Source organism: Clostridioides sp. ES-S-0001-03, from assembly GCF_020676075.1.
GTDB lineage: Bacteria > Bacillota > Clostridia > Peptostreptococcales > Peptostreptococcaceae > Clostridioides.
In genome coordinates, this window is record NZ_JACVWJ010000003.1 from 240,001 (window position 1) to 264,040 (window position 24,040).

General features: G+C 30.7%; 17 protein-coding genes. All 17 read left to right on the plus strand.

The features are described 5' to 3' along the window. Positions 1–223 precede the first annotated feature (223 nt). A complete protein-coding gene (locus IC174_RS07600) occupies positions 224–1,264 on the plus strand; it encodes a sigma-54 interaction domain-containing protein (protein ID WP_227434740.1) in 1,041 nt (346 codons plus the stop codon). A gap of 346 nt (positions 1,265–1,610) precedes the next feature. Continuing rightward, the gene (locus IC174_RS07605; protein WP_227434942.1) at positions 1,611–2,933 is read left to right on the plus strand and encodes a uracil-xanthine permease family protein; all 1,323 of its coding nucleotides are present in this window, start codon (positions 1,611–1,613) and stop codon (positions 2,931–2,933) included. 295 nt (positions 2,934–3,228) lie between these two features. Continuing rightward, a complete protein-coding gene (locus IC174_RS07610; protein ID WP_227434739.1) occupies positions 3,229–4,590 on the plus strand; it encodes a uracil-xanthine permease family protein in 1,362 nt (453 codons plus the stop codon). Between the two features lie 72 nt (positions 4,591–4,662). Continuing rightward, positions 4,663–6,057, plus strand: coding sequence for an amidohydrolase family protein (locus tag IC174_RS07615; protein WP_227434738.1), 1,395 nt, complete (start codon positions 4,663–4,665; stop codon positions 6,055–6,057). Positions 6,058–6,118: 61 nt separating this feature from the next. After that, complete coding sequence (locus IC174_RS07620; protein ID WP_227434737.1) at positions 6,119–6,589, plus strand: (2Fe-2S)-binding protein; 471 nt, start codon at positions 6,119–6,121, stop codon at positions 6,587–6,589. Positions 6,590–6,591: 2 nt separating this feature from the next. Continuing rightward, positions 6,592–8,808 carry a xanthine dehydrogenase family protein molybdopterin-binding subunit gene (locus IC174_RS07625; RefSeq protein ID WP_227434736.1) on the plus strand — a complete coding sequence of 739 codons (2,217 nt, stop codon included), beginning with the start codon at positions 6,592–6,594 and terminating at the stop codon, positions 8,806–8,808. An 81-nt stretch (positions 8,809–8,889) separates the two neighbouring features. Next, entirely contained in the window at positions 8,890–9,561 is a 672-nt protein-coding gene (locus IC174_RS07630; protein ID WP_227434735.1) for a flavodoxin family protein, read from the plus strand. A gap of 595 nt (positions 9,562–10,156) precedes the next feature. Further along, the gene (gene dpaL / locus IC174_RS07635; RefSeq protein WP_227434734.1) at positions 10,157–11,371 is read left to right on the plus strand and encodes a diaminopropionate ammonia-lyase; all 1,215 of its coding nucleotides are present in this window, start codon (positions 10,157–10,159) and stop codon (positions 11,369–11,371) included. A gap of 137 nt (positions 11,372–11,508) precedes the next feature. After that, complete coding sequence (locus IC174_RS07640; RefSeq protein WP_227482575.1) at positions 11,509–12,696, plus strand: YgeY family selenium metabolism-linked hydrolase; 1,188 nt, start codon at positions 11,509–11,511, stop codon at positions 12,694–12,696. 139 nt (positions 12,697–12,835) lie between these two features. After that, on the plus strand, positions 12,836–14,206 hold the full coding sequence (gene hydA, locus IC174_RS07645; RefSeq protein ID WP_227482576.1) for a dihydropyrimidinase: 1,371 nt from the start codon (positions 12,836–12,838) through the stop codon (positions 14,204–14,206). A 17-nt stretch (positions 14,207–14,223) separates the two neighbouring features. Then, complete coding sequence (locus tag IC174_RS07650; protein ID WP_227434961.1) at positions 14,224–15,630, plus strand: amidohydrolase family protein; 1,407 nt, start codon at positions 14,224–14,226, stop codon at positions 15,628–15,630. A 78-nt stretch (positions 15,631–15,708) separates the two neighbouring features. Beyond that, entirely contained in the window at positions 15,709–16,155 is a 447-nt protein-coding gene (locus IC174_RS07655; RefSeq protein WP_227434963.1) for a (2Fe-2S)-binding protein, read from the plus strand. Positions 16,156–16,194: 39 nt separating this feature from the next. Next, a complete protein-coding gene (locus IC174_RS07660; RefSeq protein WP_227434965.1) occupies positions 16,195–16,989 on the plus strand; it encodes an FAD binding domain-containing protein in 795 nt (264 codons plus the stop codon). After that, a complete protein-coding gene (locus IC174_RS07665; protein ID WP_227434972.1) occupies positions 16,979–19,270 on the plus strand; it encodes a xanthine dehydrogenase family protein molybdopterin-binding subunit in 2,292 nt (763 codons plus the stop codon). The genes IC174_RS07660 and IC174_RS07665 overlap by 11 nt, the downstream gene beginning before the upstream one ends. Further along, positions 19,271–20,584 (plus strand): amidohydrolase family protein, encoded by a 1,314-nt coding sequence (locus IC174_RS07670; RefSeq protein WP_227482577.1) that lies wholly within the window; start codon positions 19,271–19,273, stop codon positions 20,582–20,584. 35 nt (positions 20,585–20,619) lie between these two features. Then, positions 20,620–21,705 (plus strand): dihydroorotate dehydrogenase, encoded by a 1,086-nt coding sequence (locus IC174_RS07675; protein ID WP_227434977.1) that lies wholly within the window; start codon positions 20,620–20,622, stop codon positions 21,703–21,705. 249 nt (positions 21,706–21,954) lie between these two features. Next, positions 21,955–22,845 carry a hypothetical protein gene (locus IC174_RS07680; protein ID WP_227482578.1) on the plus strand — a complete coding sequence of 297 codons (891 nt, stop codon included), beginning with the start codon at positions 21,955–21,957 and terminating at the stop codon, positions 22,843–22,845. Positions 22,846–24,040: the final 1,195 nt, after the last annotated feature.

Genomic DNA, 24,040 nt, shown 5'->3' on the forward strand with positions numbered 1-24,040 from the left:
TGTTAAACATGGCACTATAATTGCTTATTTAGCATAGAATGCTTGCAAAATAAAGAAAGTATACCTGCTAAATTGAAATTTAAGTAGGTATATTTTTTCTTAAGCTTCATTTGAAAATTAAAATATTATTGTAAAATTATAACTAAGCTTTTCTGTTATGATATAATTAAATAGATAATTTAAATGATGATTATATATAATACTTATTTGGAGTTGATATTTTATGGATAAACACAGTGATTCAGTAATGTATGGTGGAATGGAAGTATACAATATTTGGGGAACAACAACAGTAGACTCTATAATTGGGGAGTCTGATGTAATGCTTGCTCTTAAAAATAGAATTTGTAAAATTGGAAATAGTGATTCTACTGTAGCGATAACTGGAGAAAGTGGCACTGGAAAAGAGTTAATAGCAAGAGCCATTCATCTCGCAGGAAACAGAGGGAATAAAACATTCGTTGCTATAAACTGTGCTGCTATACCAGAGCCCTTGCTAGAAAGTGAACTTTTTGGGTATACAAAAGGAGCTTTTAGTGGGGCAGATTCAAAAGGCAAAATTGGTAAATTTGAATTAGCTAATGGAGGAGTTGTATTTCTAGATGAGATAGGGGATATGCCAATTCAATTACAATCAAAGCTTTTGAGAGTGTTACAGGAAAAGAAGTTTACAAGAATAGGTTCAAATGAACTAATTGATATAGATGTTAGAATTATATCAGCTACTAATAGAGATTTATTTGAGTTGGTTAAAGAAAATAAATTTAGAGAAGACTTATATTATAGATTGAATGTAATACCTCTAGAAGTACCTCCTCTTAGAGATAGAGGAGATGATATACAAATATTAATAAATAATTTTATAGATAAATATTCAAGGAAGATGAAAAAAAATGTATACCATATAGAGCCAGATGTAGAACATATGCTGCTTAAATATCCGTGGCCAGGAAATATAAGAGAATTAGAAAACACTATAGAATTGGCTTTAAATCTTCTTGAAGAAGATGGGATAATACATAAAGGTATAATAAATAGAAAGATAATTGAATATTTTAAGTTAAACAAAATAAATATAAAATTACTTGAGGAAAGTGACTATGAAATAAATATGGAACAAGATATACTTACCCTTGAAGAATTTGAGAGAGCATATATAAAAAAGGTATTAAAGTTTTATGGAAATGATACTAAATCTAAAAAGTTAGCTGCTAAAAAGCTTGGAATATCGCTAGCAACATTGTATAGAAAGATAGATGTATAGTAATTATTCTTTTAATTCTCAATTCTAAAATTTGAAATTATAAAATTGATAAAAATCACTTGAAAAACTATTTTCTAAGTGATTTTTTTTGTAATAAGATTTTATTATCCAAAAATAAAAAAAATTTGAAAGAATTTAAAAAAAGAAATGCTTTATCAAATTATTAAATACTAACAAATATAATAAAAATTATATATGTAAAACAATTTTGTTAAAATATTGGCATTATAATTGCTTCATATTAAATCAAGATGACAAAATAAAAAAGAAAGGATGTTGAATAATAACTGTCATTAAAAAATAGTTGGGAGTGATAACCTTGAGTAAATATCAAAAAAGTGTATCTATGTTTGATATTGATGGAAGGCCACCAATTTTAAAGTGTTTACCACTATCAATGCAGCATATACTAGCAATGATAGTTGGAACTGTCACAGTACCTATAGTTGTGGGAGGAGCTGTTGGTGCTAGTGCCACACAAATAACACTTTTAGTGCAATATGCATTAATAATAGCTGGAATATCAACACTTATACAACTATATCCAATAGTAAATATTGGTTCAAGATTGCCTATAATTTTTGGAGTCGGTTTTACTTATGTGCCAACACTCGTAGCAGTTGGAGGAAGTTATGGACTAGCGAGCATATTGGGAGCACAATTAATAGGGGGAGTGGCTACAGTATTAATAGGAATATTTATAAAAAAGATAAGAAAATTTTTTCCTAATATAGTTGCAGGAACAGTAGTTTTTACAATTGGATTATCTTTATATCCTATAGCAATAAATTATATGGCAGGTGGTGTAAATAGCCCTACTTATGGCTCTATGCAAAATTGGGCAGTAGCAGCTATAACACTAGTGGTAGTTATAGGTCTTAGTCAATTTGCAAAAGGTTATGCAAAATTGGCAGCAATATTTTTGGGAATTATAGTTGGATATTGTGTATCTTTAGTTTTGGGCATAATAAATTTTGACCCTATTAGAGAGGCAGCTTGGTTTGCTATACCTAAGCCACTTGAATTTGGACTTAAATTTGATATACCAGTAGTAATCTCTGTAGTAATTGTAAGTATAATCAATGCTGTTCAAGCAATTGGAGATTTGTCAGCTACTACAATGGGAGGTATGGATAGAAATATAACAGATAAAGAACTGTCAAGTGGAGTAATAGGAAGTGGAATTTGTACTATGATAGGTGCTTTGTTTGGAGGTTTACCACCATCATCATATAGTCAAAATGTAGGTATGGTAGCTATGAACAAAGTAATAAGCAGATTTGTACTTGGAATAGCTGGTATATTTATGTTATTATCGGGGTTTGTACCTAAGTTTGGTGCATTGATGACAACTATACCATATTCTGTTTTAGGAGGGGCTACAATATCTATATTCAGTATGATAACAATGACAGGTATAAAGTTAATTATTACAGAAGAATTGTCATCAAGGAATATTACTATTGTAGGTTTGGCAATAGCTTTAGGTATGGGAATAACATCAGTTCCGGCAGCACAGGAAGCATTTCCTCCATTTGTAAAGTTAGTATTTGGAGAATCTCCAATAGTAATTGCGACATTGGTTGCATTTGTTTTAAATCTAATAATACCAAATAAAAGTCTAGAAGATGAAGCTAAAGAAAGAGCTGTTATGGAAAAGGCTAATTAAAAAATGATAATTTAAAAGGGTTGTTTAAATTATTTTATTATGAGATTGTTAGATTACTTCAGATAGCTATTCATTTTAATAAGAAATTTAATAAAGAGTATACATCAGACATTTAATGTTTAGTCAAAAAGAAAATCGGGGAGGGTATATTTGCACGTTTGTTAAATTTTTATAAAAATAGCTCAGTTTAGCTGTGGTTATCGGTTGAGCAATAAATTCATGGTCATAAAAATATTTATAGAAAATAATTATAAAATATTTAGTCAAGATATTTATGTATGGGAGGATTTATTTTATGAAAACACGTAATACTTCAAAATATGATGTGGATGGGATACCACCACTAAAGGAATCGGTACCTTTAGCTTTACAACATTTGTTAGCAATGATAGTAGGAAATATGGTGCCTGCAATATTAATAGCAAACGTGGTAGGACTTAACCAGGGGCAAGCGACGATGTTGATTCAAGGCTCTATGTTAGCAGCAGGTTTGGCAACGTTTTTACAATTATATCCAATACCTTTATTTAAAGGATTTAAATTAGGTTCAAGATTACCTGTAATGATGGGAATGAGTTATGTATTTTTAGGGGCCTGTCTTTCTGTAGCAGCTAAAGACGGTTTAGCAGCTCTATTTGGAGCACAAATTGCTGCTGGGGTAATCGTATTCTTTGTAGGATTTGCAGTTAAGAAAATTAGACATATATTCACTTCTATAGTTTCTGGAACTATAATAGCATGTATGGGACTTGGATTATTTGCAACAGCTATAAAGAATTTAGCAGGAGGAGAAGGTGCACAAACATTTGGAAGTCCAATAAATTTTATAGTAGGAGTTATAGTTGCTTTTGTAATAATAATGATAAATAAGTATGGTAAAGGCTTAGTTAAAAACTCTTCAATATTAATTGGAATATTAGTAGGATATGCTATATCTTTAGTTTTAGGATTAGTTGATTTTTCTGCAGTTAAAGGTGCAGCTATAGTATCTTTGCCAACACCAGCAGCTTTTGGATTGGAATTTAGACCAGAGTTAATAGTAATGTTTACTATTATTTACATAATAGGTATAGCTGATATGATGGGTGCGTGTACAATAGCAACAATAGGTGCAATGGACAGAGAGGTAACTGATGAAGAGTTATCATCAGTTGTTTTAGGAAACTCTGTAACTTCTATAATTTCATCACTATTTGCAGCTCTTCCAACTGGAGTATTCAGCCAAAACACAGTAATTGTATCTATGAATAAAGTTACAAGTAGATTTGTAATAGCATTAGGAGCACTTGTATTATTGCTAGCAGGAATATCTCCAGCATTAGGAGCAATAATGACAACTATACCATCTTGTGTTGTTGGTGGAGCAACTTTAGTAGTATTTTCATCAATAGCAATGTCTGGTTTTTCTATTATGAGTATGGATGGTTTTACTGAAGAAAATAATCTTATAGCAGGAGTATCTATAGCAACAAGCATGGGTCTTACAACTGCTCCACAAGTTTTAGACCAATTTCCAGCAACAATTGGAACTGTCCTAGGAGGCTCAAGTATAGTTTCTGGAGCAATAATAGCTATATTACTTCAAACACTATTTAAACTAAAAGGAAGTAAGAAAGCTGAAAACGTTACTTCAAATCTTGAGGAAAATATTGGATAAATGTATTAGATATGATATGAGAAAGCTATGTGATAAAATGTTGTAATGAAAGTATTAAAAGGGGGATTTAAGATGATTGATATACTAATAAAAAATGCAATAGTTGTTACAGTTAATAAAAATAGAGAAGTTATATTTGATGGAGCAATAGCTATTCAAGGTGACAGAATCTTAGATATAGGAAATACAGATGATGTTGAGGTGAAGTATACTGATGTTAAAAAGGTTATAGATGCTAAAGGAAAAGTGATATTCCCTGGATTTATAAACACTCATAATCATCTATTCCAAGTATTATTAAAAGGTCTAGGAGACGACATGGCACTTCATGAATGGTTAAACACAATGATGTTTCCATCAGCAAAGTTCTTGACAGAACAAGATACCTATGATGCTGCAATGCTTGGATGTATGGAAGGTTTAAAAAGTGGTATAACTACAATGGTTGATTATATGCATACACATAATAGACCAGGACTTACAGATGGAATAGTAAAAGCATATAAAGATTTAGGTATAAGAGGAGTAGTTGGTAGGGGCTGTATAGATTTAGGTATTCATAAAGAGCTTATAGAAGACGTGGAAACGGTTGAAAAGGATTTGAGAAGAGTATTTGAAAAATATCATAATTCAGAAAATGGAAGAATAAAAATTTGTGTAGCACCTTCTTCAATGTGGGCTATATCTGAAGAAATGGGTAAAATGCTTTGGAATATAGTCAAAGAGTATGATTCATACTTCACAGTTCATATTTCTGAAACTGAATTTGCAAGAACAGCAACAAAAGATATACATGGGGAAATAGATATAAAATTACTTGAAAAATGGGGAATAGTAGGTCCAGAGGTTGTAGCAGTGCATTGTGTATGTATAACTGATGAGGACATGGAAATGCTTAAAAAGTATGATATAAAAGTTTCTCATAATGTTGCAAGTAATATGTATCTTGCTTCTGGTGTTGCACCTGTTCCAGAAATGTTAAAGAAGGGTATAAATGTAAGCTTAGGTCTTGATGGTGCAGCAAGTAACAATGCACAAGATATGGTAGAACTTATGAAATTAACAGCTTTACAACATAAGGTAAACAATTGTGACCCTCTTGCAATTTCTGCAGAAAAAGTCCTTGAAATGGCTACAATTGAGGGAGCAAGAACTCTTAGAATGGAAGATGAAATAGGTTCTTTAGAGGTTGGAAAAAAAGCTGATTTAGTAATATTTAACTCAATGCTTTCTCCAAAATCAATACCTCTTCACAATCCTGTATCAACTTTGGTATACTCAGCTAGTATGCACAATGTAGAAAGTGTCTTAGTTGATGGAAATATAATACTTGAAAATGGTAGAGTTACTACAATTGAAAGTGAAGAACAAGTCTTATTGAATGCTCAACATGCAGCAGAAGAATTATGTAAGAGAGCTAATGTAACTAATAGAATGGAAGGGCATAAGTGGAATAGCTTATACTAGTATAAAAACAAACTTGTAATAATATTCTATTACAACATTAGTTTATCTGTAGGAGGAGAAAATGGAAAAAATAAAATTAAATATTAATGATTACATGTATGAAGTAGAAGTTGAAAAGAATGAAACTCTTTTGCATGTACTTCGTGAAAAATTAAATCTAACTGGAGCGAAACAAGGTTGTAATAGTGGCAGTTGTGGAGCATGTAAAGTTTTGATAGATGGAGTAGATATAAAATCTTGTAAACTTCTTGCAAGGAACTGTGAAGATAAAGTTATATACACTATAGAAAGTTTTGCTAATGGAGAAAATCTTCATCCAATACAAGAAGCTTTTATAGAAGTTGGAGCTGTACAATGTGGATATTGCACTCCTGGCATGATTATAACTACACAAGCTCTTTTAAATAGAAATTCATCTCCTAGTGAAGATGAGATTAGAGAGGCTTTTAAAGAAAATCTCTGCAGATGCACAGGATATATAAAAATTATAGAAGCTGTAAAATTATCTGCAGCTAGATTAGGAGGTAGATAGTTATGGAAAAAGTCATAGGAAAATCATACCCTCTAAAAGATGCAGCTTTAAAAGTTACTGGTCAAATGAAGTATGTAGCAGACATGAAACCGCAAAATGCACTTCATGCTAAAATGCTTTTAAGCCCAGTAGCACATGCAAAAATAAAAAGTATAGATACAAGTGAAGCCGAGAAAATCGTTGGAGTTAGAGCCATAGCTACACATCTAAATACATCACAGAGAAAATATAATGGTTCTTTACGATTTTATGAACATAATATACCTGAAAATGAAGTTATTTTTTCAGATACAGTTAGATTTGTAGGTGACCGTGTAGCAGCAGTTGCAGCAGAAACACCAGAAATAGCAGAAAAAGCTGTAAAACTTATAAAAGTAGAATATGAAGAATTACCAGCTATATTTACTATACAAGATGCAATAAAAGAAGATGCTATATGTATACACGGAGATTCAAACATGGTTTCTCAAAATAATATAAATGGTGGAGATGTAGAAAAAGGTTTTAAAGAATGTGACTACATCTTTGAAGACGAATACTCTACTCCTGCTATACATCATAGTGCAATAGAAACTCACAGCGTAATTGCACATTATGATTATAATGATAAATTGATTGTACATACACCTTGCCAAAATACATTTGGTTTTAGAATAATATTATCTCAAATTTTTGGGATGTCATTAAATAAGATAAGAGTTATAAGACCTGCTATTGGAGGTTCATTTGGTGGGAAATTAGAAATGACAATTGAGCCAGTAGCAGCAGCATTGTCAAAAATGACGAGAAGACCAGTCAAAATGGTTCTTACAAGAAAAGAGTCTATGATATCAACAAGAACTCGTCATGGGTCTTTTGTAAAACTAAAAACTGGTGTAAATAAAGATGGAGAAGTAATAGCACAGGAGATAAAAATATACACAAATACAGGTGCATATGCATCAAGTGCATTAAATGTTATAGGAGCACTTAGCCATAAAGTGTTTAAAGTCTATAAAATACCAAATATAAAATTTACTGGAATACCAGTATATACAAATACACCAATAGCAGGTGCCATGAGAGGTTATGGTTCACCTCAAATATTTATGGCTCAACAAGCTCAATTTGCAAAAATAGCTAAGAAAATAGGTATGGATTTAGTAGATTTTCAAAATAAGAATGCTGTAGAGCCAGATGATGTTGATATAATCTTCCACGGTTCTCTTGGCAATCCTAGAGTTCTTGATTGTATTGAACAAGGTAAAAAAATGTTTAAATGGGATGAGAAGAAAGCTCTTCCAAAAGAAGAAGGAAATTATTTAAGAGGTATAGGTATGGCAATAGGTGCACATGGTAATGGAGTTTTTGGTGCACATAGAGATGTTGTCACATTGACTCTTAAATTAAACGAAGATGGTACACTAACACTACTTACGGGAGCACATGATATGGGTAATGGTGTTGTAACTATGCAAACAATGATGGTAGCTGAAGTTTTGGGAATAACTCCTGATAAAGTTGATACTTTTGAAACTGATACTGATGCATGTACATTTAATCTTGGAGATTATGCAAGTAGAGGTGTATTTGTAGAAGGTGGAGGAGCTAAAAAGACAGCAGAAAAATTAAAGACTTTAATACTGGAAGAAGCAGAAAAATTACTCGAAATTTCAAAAGAAGAGCTATATCTAGATAATGGATATGTAATCAGTAAACTTGATGAAAATATTAAAGCATCATTATCTGATGTTGCAGTATATAGTCAAAGTAAGTCTTTGAGAGAATTGACAGTTGTTGAAGATTACTCTTCTCCAGCAGGTATTACTTCTTATGGTGTACATTTTGCTGAAGTTTTAGTAGATAAAGAAACTAAAGATGTAAAAGTAGTTGATTTTGTAGCTGTACATGATGTTGGTAGAGTTATAAATCCTCTAAATTTAGAAGGTCAATTAGAAGGCGGAATTCATATGGGGTTAGGTTATGCGTTAAGTGAAGAGCTAGCCTTTGATGAGCAAGGAAGACCTAAAGCTACTGATTTTAAAAATTATAAATTATTTAGAACTGTCGATATGCCAAAGTGTCAAGTTGCATTTGTAAATAGTTATGAAAAAGCTGGACCTTTTGGTGGCAAGAGTATTGGTGAATGTGCAGTTGTACCAGTTGCACCTGCTGTAGCAAATGCAGTATATGATGCAACTAATGTAGAGATACATTCATTGCCAATAAAATTAAAATAATAATACTTAAACTTAAAATGAAACTTTATTAAAGTTATAGAAAGTAATAAAAATAGATTTATTTGATGAGGAGATATTGTTATGGCAAAGATATTAGGTATTTGTGGAAGTCCACGTAAAGGAGCAACAGAATATGCAGTATTAGAAGCTTTGAAAGAAGCTGAAACTATACCTGGTATAGAAACTGAGTATTGGTCAGTTAGAGGGAAAAAAATAAGTCCTTGTGTGCATTGTGATGCATGTATAAGAAAAGAGACTATGTGTATCATAAAAGATGACATACAAGAATTAGAGCAAAAAATATTAGAAGCAGATGGAATTATAGTGGGTTCTCCAGTGTATGATATGAATATAACTGCTCAACTTACAGCAGTATTTAATAGACTTCGTCCTATGTATTTAGTTCATCCAGGAAAACTTCAAAATAAAGTTGGAGCAGCTATAACTACTGGTGGAACTAGATATGGTGGTCAAGAATTAACAAAACTTCCTATAATAAATTTCTTCTTAATGCATGAAATGTTAGTATCTGGAGGATTAGGAGGATGCTATATAGGCGGTACAATATGGAGTAAAGATGGAAAAGCAAAAGGGGCTCAAGAAGACGAAACAGGTATGGACACAGTAAAAAGACTTGGAAAAGGTGCTGCAGAAGCAGTTATGGTTTCTAAGTTTGGTCTTGAAAAATGGAATCTTGTAAAAGAAGAATTAGATGTTAAAAAAGATGAAAAATCACCTCTTAGAGACCATTAAAAAGCAATTACTTCTTCAAAAAAAATAAAGACATATGGATATGTGAGATATAAAGTTGACACTCTAAGGGAAAAGGAAATATAGCATTTTACTTTAATCTGACAGATGATAATTACAAATCTGCAATTATTTATGTGAATGCCAAAAGTAGTGTTGTTTGTTTCACTTTATCACAAAATTCCATAACTGAAAACTAAGTTGATACAGTTACAAACTTATATACATACGAGTTGAATTTTTACTATTCGCTCAATAAAAAATAGTGATGTAATAAAATATTACATCACTATTTTATGTCTTTTATTAAATATTTTATAGATTTATATGTCAAAAAATACATAAGGAATACGTTTTAAGTATTAATTTTTAAATTTTAAAAATGAGAATTAAAAAGTGAGAAGATGAAAAAGGTTTTTTTATTATCAAATTCTATATACATTAGATAACCTAATAGATAAAAGTAAAAAAAGTTGAAAGTATTGCAAATTCTATGCTAAATAGACACAGAAAAATATTTGATATATATTAAGTGTTGGCATGTTAATTGCTAATATATAGAGTATAAAAATTTAACAATAATTTGGAGGTATTTTAGATGCTAAAAGAAATTAAATGGAAAGTAAACAATCTGCCAAAGGGCGATAAAGAAAATTGTATCAAATTTTTAAATGAAGAAGAAATAACTAAGGTTAGAAACTTCCATAAAAGCTTTCCTCAATATAAAGAAACTCCATTAGCAAACCTAGAAGGTTTAGCAAAAAAATTAGGTGTTGCAGGAGTATATGTTAAGGATGAATCTTATAGATTTGGATTAAATGCATTTAAAGTTTTGGGTGGTTCTTACTCTATGGGTAAATACTTAGCTCAAAGATTAGATACAGATATATCAGAGTTAGGATATGAAAAATTAACTTCAGATGAAATAAAAGAAAAATTAGGAGAAATAACTTTCTTTACAGCTACAGATGGAAATCATGGTAGAGGAGTTGCTTGGACAGCTAATAAATTAGGTCAAAAATCTGTTGTATTAATGCCAAAAGGTTCTTCTGAATTTAGATTAAATAAAATCAAGGGAGAAGGTGCAGATGCTAGTATAACAGACTTAAATTATGATGACGCAGTAAGATTAGCTAATGATTATGCAGAAGCTGATGACCATGGAGTAATGGTTCAAGATACAGCATGGGATGGATATGAAGAAATACCAGCATGGATAATGCAAGGATATGGAACTATGGCTCAAGAAGCTATAGAACAATTAAAAGAATATGGAGTAGATAGACCAACGCATGTATTTGTGCAAGCAGGAGTTGGTTCGCTTGCTGGTGCAGTTCAAGGATATGTTGCTTCAATATATGACGAATGCCCAATAACAGTAGTAGTAGAAGCTGATGAGGCAGATTGTTACTATAAATCAGCAGAAGCAGGAGATGGAAAACCAAGATTTGTAGGTGGAGATATGCCAACTATAATGGCAGGTCTTGCTTGTGGAGAACCAAATACTATAGGATTTGAAGTATTAAAAAATCATGCAGCAGCATTCGTTTCAGCACCAGACTGGGTTTCTGCTAAAGGTATGAGAACATTGGGGAATCCTTTAAATGGTGATGAAAAAGTAATCTCTGGAGAGTCTGGAGCGGTTACAACTGGTCTTTTAATAGCAGCTATGGAAAGAGAAGATTTAGCTGACTTAAGAAGAGATTTAAAGTTAGATGAAAATTCAAGAGTACTTTTAATAAGTACAGAAGGAGATACTGACCCTGATAAATACAGAAGTATAGTTTGGGATGGAGAGTATCCAAGCATATAGATAATTATTAAAATATTATCTTTATCAAATAACCATTTACATATTAAAAAGATTATAAGTTCTAAAATTTAGAAATTATATAAATTATAAAGGCTTAAATTAAAATATACATTTATAAAATCTAGGGGGATAACGAAATGCTAAACGAACAAAGAAAACAAGAAGTAACTGAGATATGTCAAAAACTAATCCAAAATCCTAGTTCTTCTGGAAATGAAGAAGGGGTTGTAAAAGCAATAGAAGAATCTTTTGAAAAATTAGGCTTTGATAGCTGGTCAAGAGATAGATATGGAAATATAGTAGGATGCATAAAGGGAAATAGACCAGGTAAAAAAATATTATTTGATGGTCATATAGATACAGTTCCAGTTCCAGATGCAAGTAAATGGAGTGTTCCTCCTTTTGAAGGAAAAATAGTAGATGGAAAGATATATGGTAGAGGAACTTCTGATATGAAAGGTCAGTATACTGCAATGATGTCTGCTGTAGCGTATTTTGCTAAAGATACTAATAAAGACTTTGCTGGTGAATTATATGTAGCAGGAGTTGTTCATGAAGAAATATTTGAAGGAGTTTCAGCTAGAGAAATAAGTAAAGCTGTTAAACCTGATTATGTTGTAATCGGAGAATCTTCAGAACTAAACTTAAAGATTGGTCAAAGAGGTAGAGGAGAAATAGTTGTAGAAACTTTTGGTAAACCAGCTCACTCTGCTAACCCAGAAAAAGGTGTAAATGCAGTTTATAAAATGGCTAATGTAATTCAAAGAATACAACAATTAGTACCTCCAACTCATCCAGTTTTAGGTGATGGAATATTAGTTTTAACAGATATAAAATCTTCTCCATATCCAGGTGCATCAGTGGTGCCAGATTATTGTAAAGCTACTTTTGATAGAAGATTATTAGTTGGAGAAACAAGAGAAGGAGTATTAGCTCCAATACAAGCATTATTAGATGAAATGATGAAAGAAGACTCAGAATTAAATGCAAAAGTTTCTTATGCATCTGAAAAAGCTGACTGTTATACAGGAAATACTATAGAAAGTGAAAGATTCTTCCCAGGTTGGTTATATGATGAAGATGATGAATTTGTTCAAGCAGCATATAAGGGATTAAAAGAAGCTGGAATAGATTCAGAAATAACTCAATATTCATTCTGTACAAATGGAAGTCACTATGCAGGTGAAGCTGGAATAAAAACAATAGGATTTGGTCCTTCTAAAGAAAATCTTGCTCATACAATAGATGAGTACATAGAACAAGAACAATTATTTATAGGAACAGAAGGTTACTATGGAATATTAAAATCTGTATATGGAAAATAATATTTAGTTCACAATAAATTATTTAAATATAGTCTAGAGGTGCTAAATTTAGCACCTTTGGCAAACATAAATTTATGTAAACAATATAAAATTAAAATTCTAAAAGAATCTACTAGAGCTTAAAAGTTAGGAGGTATATATGGGAACAATACTAAGAGGTGGAACTATAATTACCTCTGATAAAACTTATATAAGTGATTTAAGAATAGAAGATGAAAAGATAACTGAAATAGGAAATGATTTAGAAATAAATAATGATAAAGTAATTGATGCTACAGGGAGACTTATAATTCCTGGAGGTATAGATACACATACTCACTTTGATATGAATGCAGGCTCTATAACTACTGCTGATAATTTTAAAACAGGAACAAGAGCGGCTATAGCTGGAGGAACTACCACTATACTAGACTTTGCAGAATCAAGTGAAGGAGAAAATCTAATACAAGGTGTAGAAACATATCATAAAAAAGCAAGTGGAAATTGTTATTGTGATTATGGATTTCACATGACAATCACATGCTTAGATAAAGATACATTTACGCACATGGAAAAGCTTATTTCAGATGGAATAGTATCCTTTAAAATGTATATGGCATATGAAGGTATGAAAGTAGATGATGGAACAATATACAAAGTACTAAAGGAAGCTAAAAGCCTAGGTTGTATAGTTGAATTTCATTGTGAGAATGGAGATTTATTGGATGCATTAATAGAAGAACGTTTACAAAATGGAGATTTAGAACCTAAATATCATCCACTTACAAGACCAAACATAGTTGAGAAAGAGGCTGTTTCAAGACTTGCTGATATAACTGAATTGTCAAACTCAAAATCATATGTAGTTCACCTAAGTTGTAAAGAGTCACTAGAAAGTATAAAGATAGCTAGACAAAAAAATGTAGATATGATAGTAGAAACATGTCCGCAATATCTATTATTAGAAGATAGTTTATATAATAAGGATGAATTTGAGGCAGCTAAATATGTAATGTCTCCTCCACTTAGAAAAAAAGAAGATATAGATTTTCTTTGGAAAGGTTTGTCTGAGGGCGATATTCAGACCGTAGGTACAGACCATTGTTCATTTAATTTTAAAGGTCAAAAAGATTTAGGAATTGATAATTTTAGTAAAATACCAAATGGAGCACCAGGTGTTGAACATAGATTATCTCTTTTATATACATATGGGGTTTTGGAAAATAGAATAAGTGTAAATAAATTTGTAGAAGTTACTTCCACAAATGCTGCTAAAATATTTGGGATGTATCCTAAAAAAGGTGAAATAGCTGTAGGAAGTGATGCAGATATAGTGATTTTAAATACAGATAAAGAAGAAATAATCAGTTATAAGAATCAAAAACAAAATGTAGATTATACTCCATATGAAGGAGTTAAAGTCAGATGTAAAGTTGAAGATGTTTTTTTAAGAGGAAAGCATGTAGTACAAAGTTGTAATATCATGGAGCAACCAGCAGGTCAATATATTAAAAGAAAAATTACTAAATAATGCAGGGGGAAATAAGAATGATGGATATACTTATTAAGAATGCCATAATAGTAACTGTAAACAAAGAGAGAGAAGTTATTTTTGATGGGGCATTAGTAGTAAAAGATAACAAGATTGCAGATATTGGGAATTCTAAAGAAATAGAAAGTAAGTACACTGATGTTAAAAAGGTAATAAATGCTAAGGGCAAAGTCCTATTCCCAGGTTTTATAAATACACATAATCATTTATTCCAAACTTTATTAAAAGGATTAGGAGATGATATGGTACTTAAAGATTGGCTAGAAACTATGACATTTCCAGCAGCCAATTATTTAGAGCCAAAGGACACTTATGATGCTGCAATGCTTGGCTGTGTGGAAGGTCTTAGAAGTGGTATAACAACAATGGTTGACTATATGTACCCTCACAGTAAACAAGGTCTTTGTGATGGAATAATAGATGCTTATAAAGAATTAGGAATAAGAGGAATACTTGGAAGAGGTTGTATGAACACAGGTGCTCAATTTGGAGTTCATCCTGGAATAATGCAAGATGTAGAAACGGTTGAAAAAGATGTAAGAAGATTGTTTGAAAAACACCACAATACAGAGAATGGAAGAATCAAAATAGGAGTAGCTCCAGCAGCAATATGGTCAAATTCTCAAGAAATGCTTGAGATGCTTTGGAGAGTAGTAAAAGAATATGATGATGCTTTATTTACAGTACATATATCAGAAACTCCTTTTGATAGAGAAGCAGCAAAAGAATTGCATGGGCAATATGACATAGATGTTTTAAAGAAATTGGGAATACTTGGACCAAATGTACTTATGGTACATTGTGTATATTTAACTGAAGAGGATATGGAACTTACTAAAAAATATGACATGAAGGTGTCTCATAACACAGCAAGTAATATGTATTTATCTTCAGGAGTTGCACCAGTACCAGAAATGCTTAAAAAAGGAATAACAGTTAGTTTAGGCGTAGATGGAGCTGCTAGCAATAACTCTCAAGATATGCTTGAACTTATGAAATTAACAGCACTTCAACATAAAGTTAATAAATGTGACCCATTAGCAATGTCAGCAGAAAAAGTTCTTGAACTAGCGACTATAGATGGAGCAAGAGCTATTGGAATGGAAGATGAGATAGGTTCACTAGAAATTGGTAAAAAAGCAGATTTACTAATATTTAATCCAATGCTTTCACCAAAAGCAATACCTATGCATAATCCAGTGTCTACATTAGTATATTCTTCTAGCATGAAAAATATAGAGAGTGTTATAGTGGATGGAAATATAATAATGGAAGATTCAAAAATATTAACAACTGATGAAGAAAAAGTATTAAAAGATGCTCAAGATACAGCTGAGAGACTTTGTGTAAGAGGGACTATAAAGAATAGAATGGAAGGCCATAAGTGGAATAGTCTTTATTAATAAATACAATATTATTCTTAAATAAATTAAATATAGTATAGACTTTGGCTTAAAAATATGAGTTTTGAGGTGATTTATTTGATTATCAAATGTACCATAAATAATAAAGAAAAAGAATTGAATGTAAGACCAGATGATTTTTTAGCAGATACATTAAGGGAAAATGGATATGTAAGTGTTAAAAAAGGATGTGATACTGGCTCATGTGGTCTATGTACAGTAATGGTAAATAACAAAGCTGTGCTGTCTTGTAATTATCTTACTGCTAGAGTAGAGGGACAACACATTACAACACTTGAAGGCGTAGTAGATGAAGCTAAGAAATTTGGGGATTTTCTTGCGGATGAAGGCGCTGACCAATGTGGATTTTGTGCTCCTGGATTTATAATGATGGTTTTAGCAATGAAAAGAGAACTTCAAAATCCAACAGAAGAAGAAGTTATAGATTATGTAAATGGAAATCTTTGTAGATGTACAGGATATAAAGGTCAACTAAGAGCAATACATAAATATTTGAACACTTAAATTTTTTAAGTGAAAATTAAATTGATATGGGGAGAGAATATGATAACTATAAAGGAATATGTAGTTCCAAAAAGTTTAGATGAAGCTTATGAACTGCTAATATCAAGAAAAAACAACATAATACTTGGAGGCTGCGGATTTTTAAAACTAGGTAGCAAAAATATTGGTTCAGCAATAGATTTAAAAGACCTAGGTTTAGATTATATAAATGAAACTGAGAATAGTATATTAATTGGAGCAGATACAAGTTTAAGAACTTTAGAATTAAATAAGGTTATTAAAAATTACTGTAGTGGAGTAATTTCAAACGCTGTTTCTAATATAGTAGGAGTTCAATTTAGAAGTGGAGCTAGAGTGGGAGCTAGCGTATTTGCTAAGTATGGATTTTCAGATTTAATACCTTCATTACTAGTAGTAGATGCAAAGGTTAAGTTATATAAAAAAGGGGTTATGAATTTAGCTGATTTTTTAGAAAGTGAGCTTGAAAAAGATATATTAATGGAAATTATATTACCTAAAAAAGATGCTATAGGTGTATTTGATTCAATAAGAAAATGTACAGGTGATTTTGCGGTATTAAATGGGGCAATGTTAAAAGAAGGAAATTCTTATAAAATTGCAATAGGAGCTAGACCAAGAAGAGCAAAGATTGCATACAAAGCAAGTGAAGTGCTAAGCTTAGAAAATGATGCAAACAAAGCTGGAGAGGTATCAAGTGAAGAACTTTCATTTGGAAGTAACATAAGAGGAAGTAAAGAGTATAGAAAAGATATGGCAAAAGCATTAGTTGTTAGAATGTATAATAGTATTGGGGGTGAGTTTAATGGTAAATAAAGAAGTAAGAAAAATAGATAGTGAAGCCATTGTTACTGGTAAACCAATATATACTGAAGATTTAATTTTTCATAGGGATGTTTTGACTGTTAAACTTCTTAGAAGCCCACATGCTTTTGCAAAAATAAAAAATATTGATATAAAAAATGCATTAAAAGTAAAAGGTGTAGTAGATATATTTACTTACAAGGATGTACCAAATTATAGATATTCAATGGTTGGAGAATCATATCCAGAAGCATCACCTCATGACCAATTAATACTTGAAGATATAGTGAGATATGTAGGAGATGAAGTTGCTATAATAGCGGCTGAAGATGAAAGAGCAGCTATTAAAGCAATGAAACTTATAAAAGTTGAATATGAAGTAATGACACCAATATTAGATGCAAGAGAATCAGAAGGTAATAAAATTTTAATACATGAAGAAGATGATTTGTTTTGTCCGTTTGATTTTGGATTAGATGCTACAAAAAATATAGTATCAAGAGAAAAAATGGGTAAAGGTGATGTAGAAAAAGAGTTTAAAGAGTGTGATGTGATAGTAGAAGAATCTTATATGACTCAATCACAAGCACATTGTATGATGGAAACTCATAGAGCTTACACATATATAGATACTAATGGTAGACTAGTAGTAACTTCTGCAAATCAATCAGCTTATCATATGAGAAGACAGGTTTCAAGAGCATTGGGAATACCTCTTTCAAAGGTGAGAGTAATAAAGCCAAGGATAGGTGGAGGTTTTGGTGGAAAAAATATAGCTGTAACAGAGATATATGCGTCATTTGTAACTTGGATGACGAAAAGACCAGCAAAACTTATATATACTAGAGAAGAAACTTTTGCAATGACTAATACTAGACATCAGATGTTTTTTGACATAAAAGTTGGAGCAGATAAAGAAGGAAATATAAAAGCTATAGATATGAAAGCATTAAACAATACAGGTGCTTATGGTGACAATGGACCTTCAGTTTGTTCCGAGTCAGGGCATAATGTGCTTCCAACCTATAATAATGTACCTGCAATAAAGTTTGATGGAAGGACTGTATATACTAACTTAGTTCCAGGGGGAGCATTGAGAGGGTACGGAGCAACTCAAGGTACATTTGCACTTGATTGTGCAATAGACGAATTAGCACATAAACTTAATATGGACCCAACAGAAATAAAATTAAAAAACATTATAAAAAAGCAAACTGAAGGCGGAATAATGAATTTTCCAATAAGAAGTTGTGCACTTGATGAATGTATAATTAGAGGCAAAAAGCTAATTGGATGGGATGAAAAATATCCTGTTATAGATATTGGGAATAATAAAGTAAGAGCTGTTGGAATGTCAGTTGGAACTCATGGTTCTGGTATAGCTAACATAGATATGGCAATAGTAAATATGAGAATGGATGAGGATGGAACTTATAAGTTATTTTCTGGGTCTTCAGATTTAGGAACTGGTTCTGATACAATACTTGCACAAATTGCTGCCAAGACACTAAATACATCTATTGATAGAATTTCTGTTTATACAGGAGATACAGATATGTGTCCATATGATACTGGAGCATATGCATCTTGTACTACTTATGTAACTGGAAATGCTACAATAAAGTCAGCTGAAAGTTTAAAACAAAAGATACTAAAAGTAGCACAGAAGAAATTAGACCTACCAATCGATGATTTAATGCTATATGAAGACAGAGTTTGTTATAGTGAGGATGTAGAAAAGTTTGTTTTATTAAGTGAATTAGGAAGAGAATCTGTTGGTGGTGGAAATCAAGATGTTTTATACTCATCTGAATCTTATGGGATAAAAGAGAGTGCAAAACCATTTTTAGCAGGTTTTGCAGAGATTGAACTAGATAAAACAACAGGTGAATTTAAGGTGATAAACTATGCTTGTTCAACTGATTGTGGTACAGTTATGAATCCTGCACTTGCAAGAATACAAGTTGAAGGAGGAGTAACTCAAGGTATAGGGCTTGCAATGTATGAAGATCCTAGACATGGTTCTGATGGTAAACTTCAGACTTCTAATTTGTTACAGTATAAAGTTCCAACAAAAAAGGATATAGGAAATATATTAGTAGATTTTGTAGATAATTATGACCCAACAGGACCATATGGAGCAAAATCTTTAGGAGAGATAGTTATTCATACGCCAGCACCAGCAATAGCAAATGCAATTTTTAATGCAGTAGGTGTGAATATAAGAGAACTTCCTATAACTTCTGAAAAGGTTTATATGGCTATGAAAAAACTAAATCAGGGAGGTAAATAAATGGTTGCTATAAAAAGTAAATACTTAATATCTTCTGCTGATGAAATATATACAAATTATGCTGTTGTAATAGAAAATGACATTATAAAAGATATATTGCCAAATGAAGAAGTTGAATTAAAATATAAAGATATTTCAGAGATAATAAATAAATCAGATGCCATAGTAATGCCAGGCTTTATCAATGGGCATATGCATCAATATGGAGTGCTTTCTAGAGGAATACCAGCAAATGTACATTTTACTGATTTCGAAGGATTTTTAAATGACTATTGGTGGCCGTTTATAGAAAATAGAATAGGACTAAAGGAAGTAAAAGCCACAACTAAAGCATCTGCAATAGAACTTATAGAATCTGGTGTAGTAGCATTTTGTGACACATTAGAAGCTCCAAATACAGAAAAAGGAACTTTAATTGAGCAAGGGAAGATACTAGAAGAAATAGGAATGAAAGCAGTTTTATCTCTAGAAAGTTGTGAAAGAATAAGTTATGAAAATGGGTTAAGATGTTTAGATGAAAATTCTAATTTAATAAAATGGAGTAGAGAAAACAGTAAATTAATAAATGGAATAATGTGTACACATACTAGTTTCACATGTTCAGATAAATTTATCAAAAAAGCTAAAGAAGATGCAAGAAAATTAGAGGCACCAATGCAATTTCATTTATGTGAGAGTATATATGAACCAAACTACTCTAAAAAACACTTTAATAAAAAAGCAGTTGATTACTACAATGATTTAGATATATTAGATGAGACTGTATTAGCGTCTCAATGTGTAAAAGTAGATGATGAAGAGATAGACATATTAAAGGAGAAAGGTGTAAAGGTAGTTCACATGCCTCTTAGTAATTGTGAAGTAGGTGGCGGTTTTTCTCCAGTTCCACGAATGATTAAAAAAGGCATAAAAGTAGCATTAGGCACAGATGGATATATAAATGATTTTTTTGAAGTTATGAGAGGTGCATTTTTAATGCATAAATCAGTTGAAGAAGATGCATCTGTAATGCCCGCAAGTTTAGTATTTAAGATGGCAACAGAACATGGTGCTTATGCATTGGGACTTCAAAAATCAGGAAAAATAACAGTTGGTAATAAAGCAGATATAATAGTTATGGAAGATGAATTTAAAACTCCTGTAACACTTGATAATATATTTGACCAGATAGTAGTGCAAGGTAAAAAAGAATTTATATCAAATGTATACATAGATGGTAAACATATTTTAAAAGAAAAACAATTGGTTAACTTAGATAAAAAAGCTATTGTTAAAGAAATGAAAGATGTTGCCTGTGAATTCTGGAAGTTTTAATAAATGTAAATAAATATGAAAAGGGGAAGTAAATAATGTATAATTTTTTAGGGAAAGAATTAAAATCACCTTTTATAATAGGTTCAGGTCCGTTGACATATAGTGCAGCTGGATGTAAGATACTAAGTGATGCAGGAGCAGGAGCAGTTGTTACTAAGACAATAAGAAAAGAAAGAGCTATAAATCCAGCACCTCATATGGTGAGAAATACAGCTAATGCTCTTTTAAATAATGAGAAATGGACAGATTTTGAACCAGAGCAATGGATAGATTTTGAAATACCACAAATGAAAAAAGATGGAACTGTATGTATAGCTTCAGTAGGTCATACAATAGAAGAAAGTAGTGAACTAGTAGAAAAGATTGCAAATGCAGGAGCTGATTTTATAGAGCTGGTATCTTATGACTATAGAGATTTAATACCAATGCTTAAGGATGCGAAAGAAAGAGTGAATATACCAGTAATAGTTAAACTTCCTCCTATGATAGATGAAATAGGGGCTTTTGCTAAAAAATTAGAAGAAGCAGGAGCAGATGCAATAACTGCTTGTGATTCTGTAGGACCAGCACTTAGAATAGATATAGAAACTGGCCAACCTTTATTAGGTGGAAATGGAATTGGATATTTAAGTGGAGAAACTATTAAACCAATAACTCTACAAAGAATATATGAAATAAAAAAAGAGGTAAATATACCTATAATTGGATTAGGTGGATGTGTAAGTGGAGATGATGCTTTAGAGATGATTATGGCAGGTGCTGACTTCGTTGGTATATGTTCAGTAGTAATATTAAAAGGAGCTCAAGTAATAGCTAAAATACACAATGACCTAAATTCTAATCTTGACAGACTAGGATATAAAACTATAGAAAATGCTTGTGGGGTAGTACATAAGCATATGGGAGAGGTAAATGAAAGACTTAGTTTTGAATTTACTTATGATGAAGAAAAGTGTACTAAATGTAAGATGTGCGAGAGAGTGTGTGCATATCAAGCTAGAAAATTAAATGACAAGATGGAATTAAATGAAGGTGAATGTAGATATTGTGGTCTTTGTATATCAGTATGTAAACCAAAGGCACTTGGAAGAAAGATTTCATGTCCAGAATTAAATGCATAAGATGTTTTATAAAAAATATAACTTCAAAAGATAAAAATTTATATACAGATAAAGGATACCATATTAAAATGGTATCCTTTTGTTTGTAATTATTATTTTTAGATTTATATCTATATTAATTATTTTTTGTAGTAATTATACATAATAATTTTAATAATTAAATTTATAACAACTATTTTAGAGATATATGTTAACATTGTATAGCATTTGTATAAGATGTTATAATAATTAATAGGGATGGTGATGTAAGTGGAAGATAAAATTTTAGAATTATTACATATTATAAATAAAGATGTGGTTAGCATGAAAAATGACATGTCAGAAGTAAAACAAGAAATAAGTGTAATGAAAGAAGAAATAAGCGAAGTGAAACAAGAAATATGCATAATAAAAAATGACATGTCAGAAGTAAGACAAGAAGTAAGTGTGATGAAAAAAGAAATGAATGAAGTAAAACAAGAAGTAAGTGTAATGAAGAAGGAAATGAGTGAAGTAAAGCAAGAAGTAAGTGTAATGAAGAAGGAAATGAGTGAAGTAAAGCAAGAAGTAAGTGTAATGAAAAAAGAAATGAATGAAGTAAAACAAGAAGTAAGTGTAATGAAAGAAGAAATGAATGAAGTAAAACAAGAAGTAAGTATAATGAAGAAAGAAATGAGCGAAGTAAAACAAAAAATAAGTGTAATGAAAGAAGAAATGAATGAAGTAAAACAAGAAGTAAGTATGATGAAGAAAGAAATAAATGTAGTGAAAGAGAATTTACATGAAGTTAAATTAGAAATGAACTCTATGCAAAATCAAATAAGTAGTGCAAGTAAAGATATAAGTGAAATTAAAGCAGAAAGTATTGTAGTTAATGAAAAACTATATGAAATAGATGTTAAAGTAGATGCCTTAGAATCTGAAGGAAAATCAATTAAAGAACAACAAATTGAACAAAATAGTATTTTAGGAAGTTTATTACATAACTCTGAAATAAATAAAGCTACTCATGATAATATGGAACATAGTATAGCACATATAAAAGGTGATACAAACTCCATAAAAGAAGATGTTTCAGAAATAAGAAGAGATTTAAATTTAGTAGAATTAGCTACAAGCAAAAATTGGAGCGATATTGTAAAATTAAAATCAGCTAGATAATCTTTTAATTACATTAACTTAGCATCCATAAAAGTATAAACTTTCATATAAAAATAGATGCTTATAATAGTCTTACTATTTATTATAAATTTTAGAAATTAAAATAAAAATTTGAGAAAAGATCATTTGAAAAATACTTTTGGTCTTTTTTTTATGTAATTATAAAAATATCATAAAAATAAAATTTAAAATTTGCTTAATAAAAAATTACAGAACAGTTGGAATAAGTAAATTTTTATCAAGGAAAGTATAAAAAAATTATTCTATGCAAATGTATGCAAATATTGGCATTAAAATTGCTATATAGAAATAATAAATAGTAATGTACATAAAGATTGTATTATACAATAGTATTACTATTTTTAATTATAGATATTGGTTTATATCTATATGCTAGATAGAAACTTGTATGTTTTATGTTGCAGATACAAATATAGTAAAGGAGAGTACATGGGTACAACTGAGATACATAGCTTATTAAGTTTTTCTGTCTTATGATGATTATATTATAAAATATTCATAAATATTTTGATTTTCAATTTGAAAATTATTTTATGCTTAAATTAATTATTATGTAATTAATTTAATAACAAAAACAGTGAAAGAGTAAATAATATTATTTACAGGGGGTAATAAAAAAGTATATTAAATAAGTTGTACTTTTAGCCCCGTACATAAAGAAATTTATGTAGGACACAACTTTAAAACCAGTAAATCCTAAAGCCTTGCAACTACAATAAAAGATAGAAAGAAACTTTTATGAATGTGGTGAAAACCAGAAATAATAGCAAGGATGGTATATGGTGAGAGCCTAAGTACTTTACAATGGACATTTGGTCGCCAAGCCTAGAAATAGGAAGGTCAAACGACTATCTCGAAAGAGAGTACACTATAAGCTATTGATAGTGGAAACGGGTTGCTCTTAACAGGTAATGCTGAAGATGAAGAAATAGTCTACGCTCATATGAAAGTATGAGGTCACTTAAGATTAAAGTGGCATCTATAAAGTAGCGTTTATAGTTAAATGTTTAAAACTTACAAGATATAAATACTTATGAAAACTTATAACTTATAATGATTAAGATTGAAAGATTTAGATTGGATTAGAATTGTTGTAAAAAATTTTAAAGTCCATAGCTACAATACTCTTATATTTGTAAAGCACTATAGAACATATACAAAATAATAGAATAAA

What these genes read in the sequence shown, in the direction of transcription:
- IC174_RS07610 (WP_227434739.1), top strand. Translation starts at nt 3,229, where the DNA reads ATGAAAACACGTAATACTTCAAAATATGATGTGGATGGGATACCACCA.
- IC174_RS07670 (WP_227482577.1), top strand. Translation starts at nt 19,271, where the DNA reads ATGGTTGCTATAAAAAGTAAATACTTAATATCTTCTGCTGATGAAATA.
- dpaL (WP_227434734.1), top strand. Translation starts at nt 10,157, where the DNA reads ATGCTAAAAGAAATTAAATGGAAAGTAAACAATCTGCCAAAGGGCGAT.
- IC174_RS07600 (WP_227434740.1), top strand. Translation starts at nt 224, where the DNA reads ATGGATAAACACAGTGATTCAGTAATGTATGGTGGAATGGAAGTATAC.
- IC174_RS07650 (WP_227434961.1), top strand. Translation starts at nt 14,224, where the DNA reads ATGATGGATATACTTATTAAGAATGCCATAATAGTAACTGTAAACAAA.
- IC174_RS07620 (WP_227434737.1), top strand. Translation starts at nt 6,119, where the DNA reads ATGGAAAAAATAAAATTAAATATTAATGATTACATGTATGAAGTAGAA.
- IC174_RS07615 (WP_227434738.1), top strand. Translation starts at nt 4,663, where the DNA reads ATGATTGATATACTAATAAAAAATGCAATAGTTGTTACAGTTAATAAA.
- IC174_RS07660 (WP_227434965.1), top strand. Translation starts at nt 16,195, where the DNA reads ATGATAACTATAAAGGAATATGTAGTTCCAAAAAGTTTAGATGAAGCT.
- hydA (WP_227482576.1), top strand. Translation starts at nt 12,836, where the DNA reads ATGGGAACAATACTAAGAGGTGGAACTATAATTACCTCTGATAAAACT.
- IC174_RS07605 (WP_227434942.1), top strand. Translation starts at nt 1,611, where the DNA reads ATGTTTGATATTGATGGAAGGCCACCAATTTTAAAGTGTTTACCACTA.
- IC174_RS07640 (WP_227482575.1), top strand. Translation starts at nt 11,509, where the DNA reads ATGCTAAACGAACAAAGAAAACAAGAAGTAACTGAGATATGTCAAAAA.
- IC174_RS07665 (WP_227434972.1), top strand. Translation starts at nt 16,979, where the DNA reads ATGGTAAATAAAGAAGTAAGAAAAATAGATAGTGAAGCCATTGTTACT.
- IC174_RS07630 (WP_227434735.1), top strand. Translation starts at nt 8,890, where the DNA reads ATGGCAAAGATATTAGGTATTTGTGGAAGTCCACGTAAAGGAGCAACA.
- IC174_RS07675 (WP_227434977.1), top strand. Translation starts at nt 20,620, where the DNA reads ATGTATAATTTTTTAGGGAAAGAATTAAAATCACCTTTTATAATAGGT.
- IC174_RS07625 (WP_227434736.1), top strand. Translation starts at nt 6,592, where the DNA reads ATGGAAAAAGTCATAGGAAAATCATACCCTCTAAAAGATGCAGCTTTA.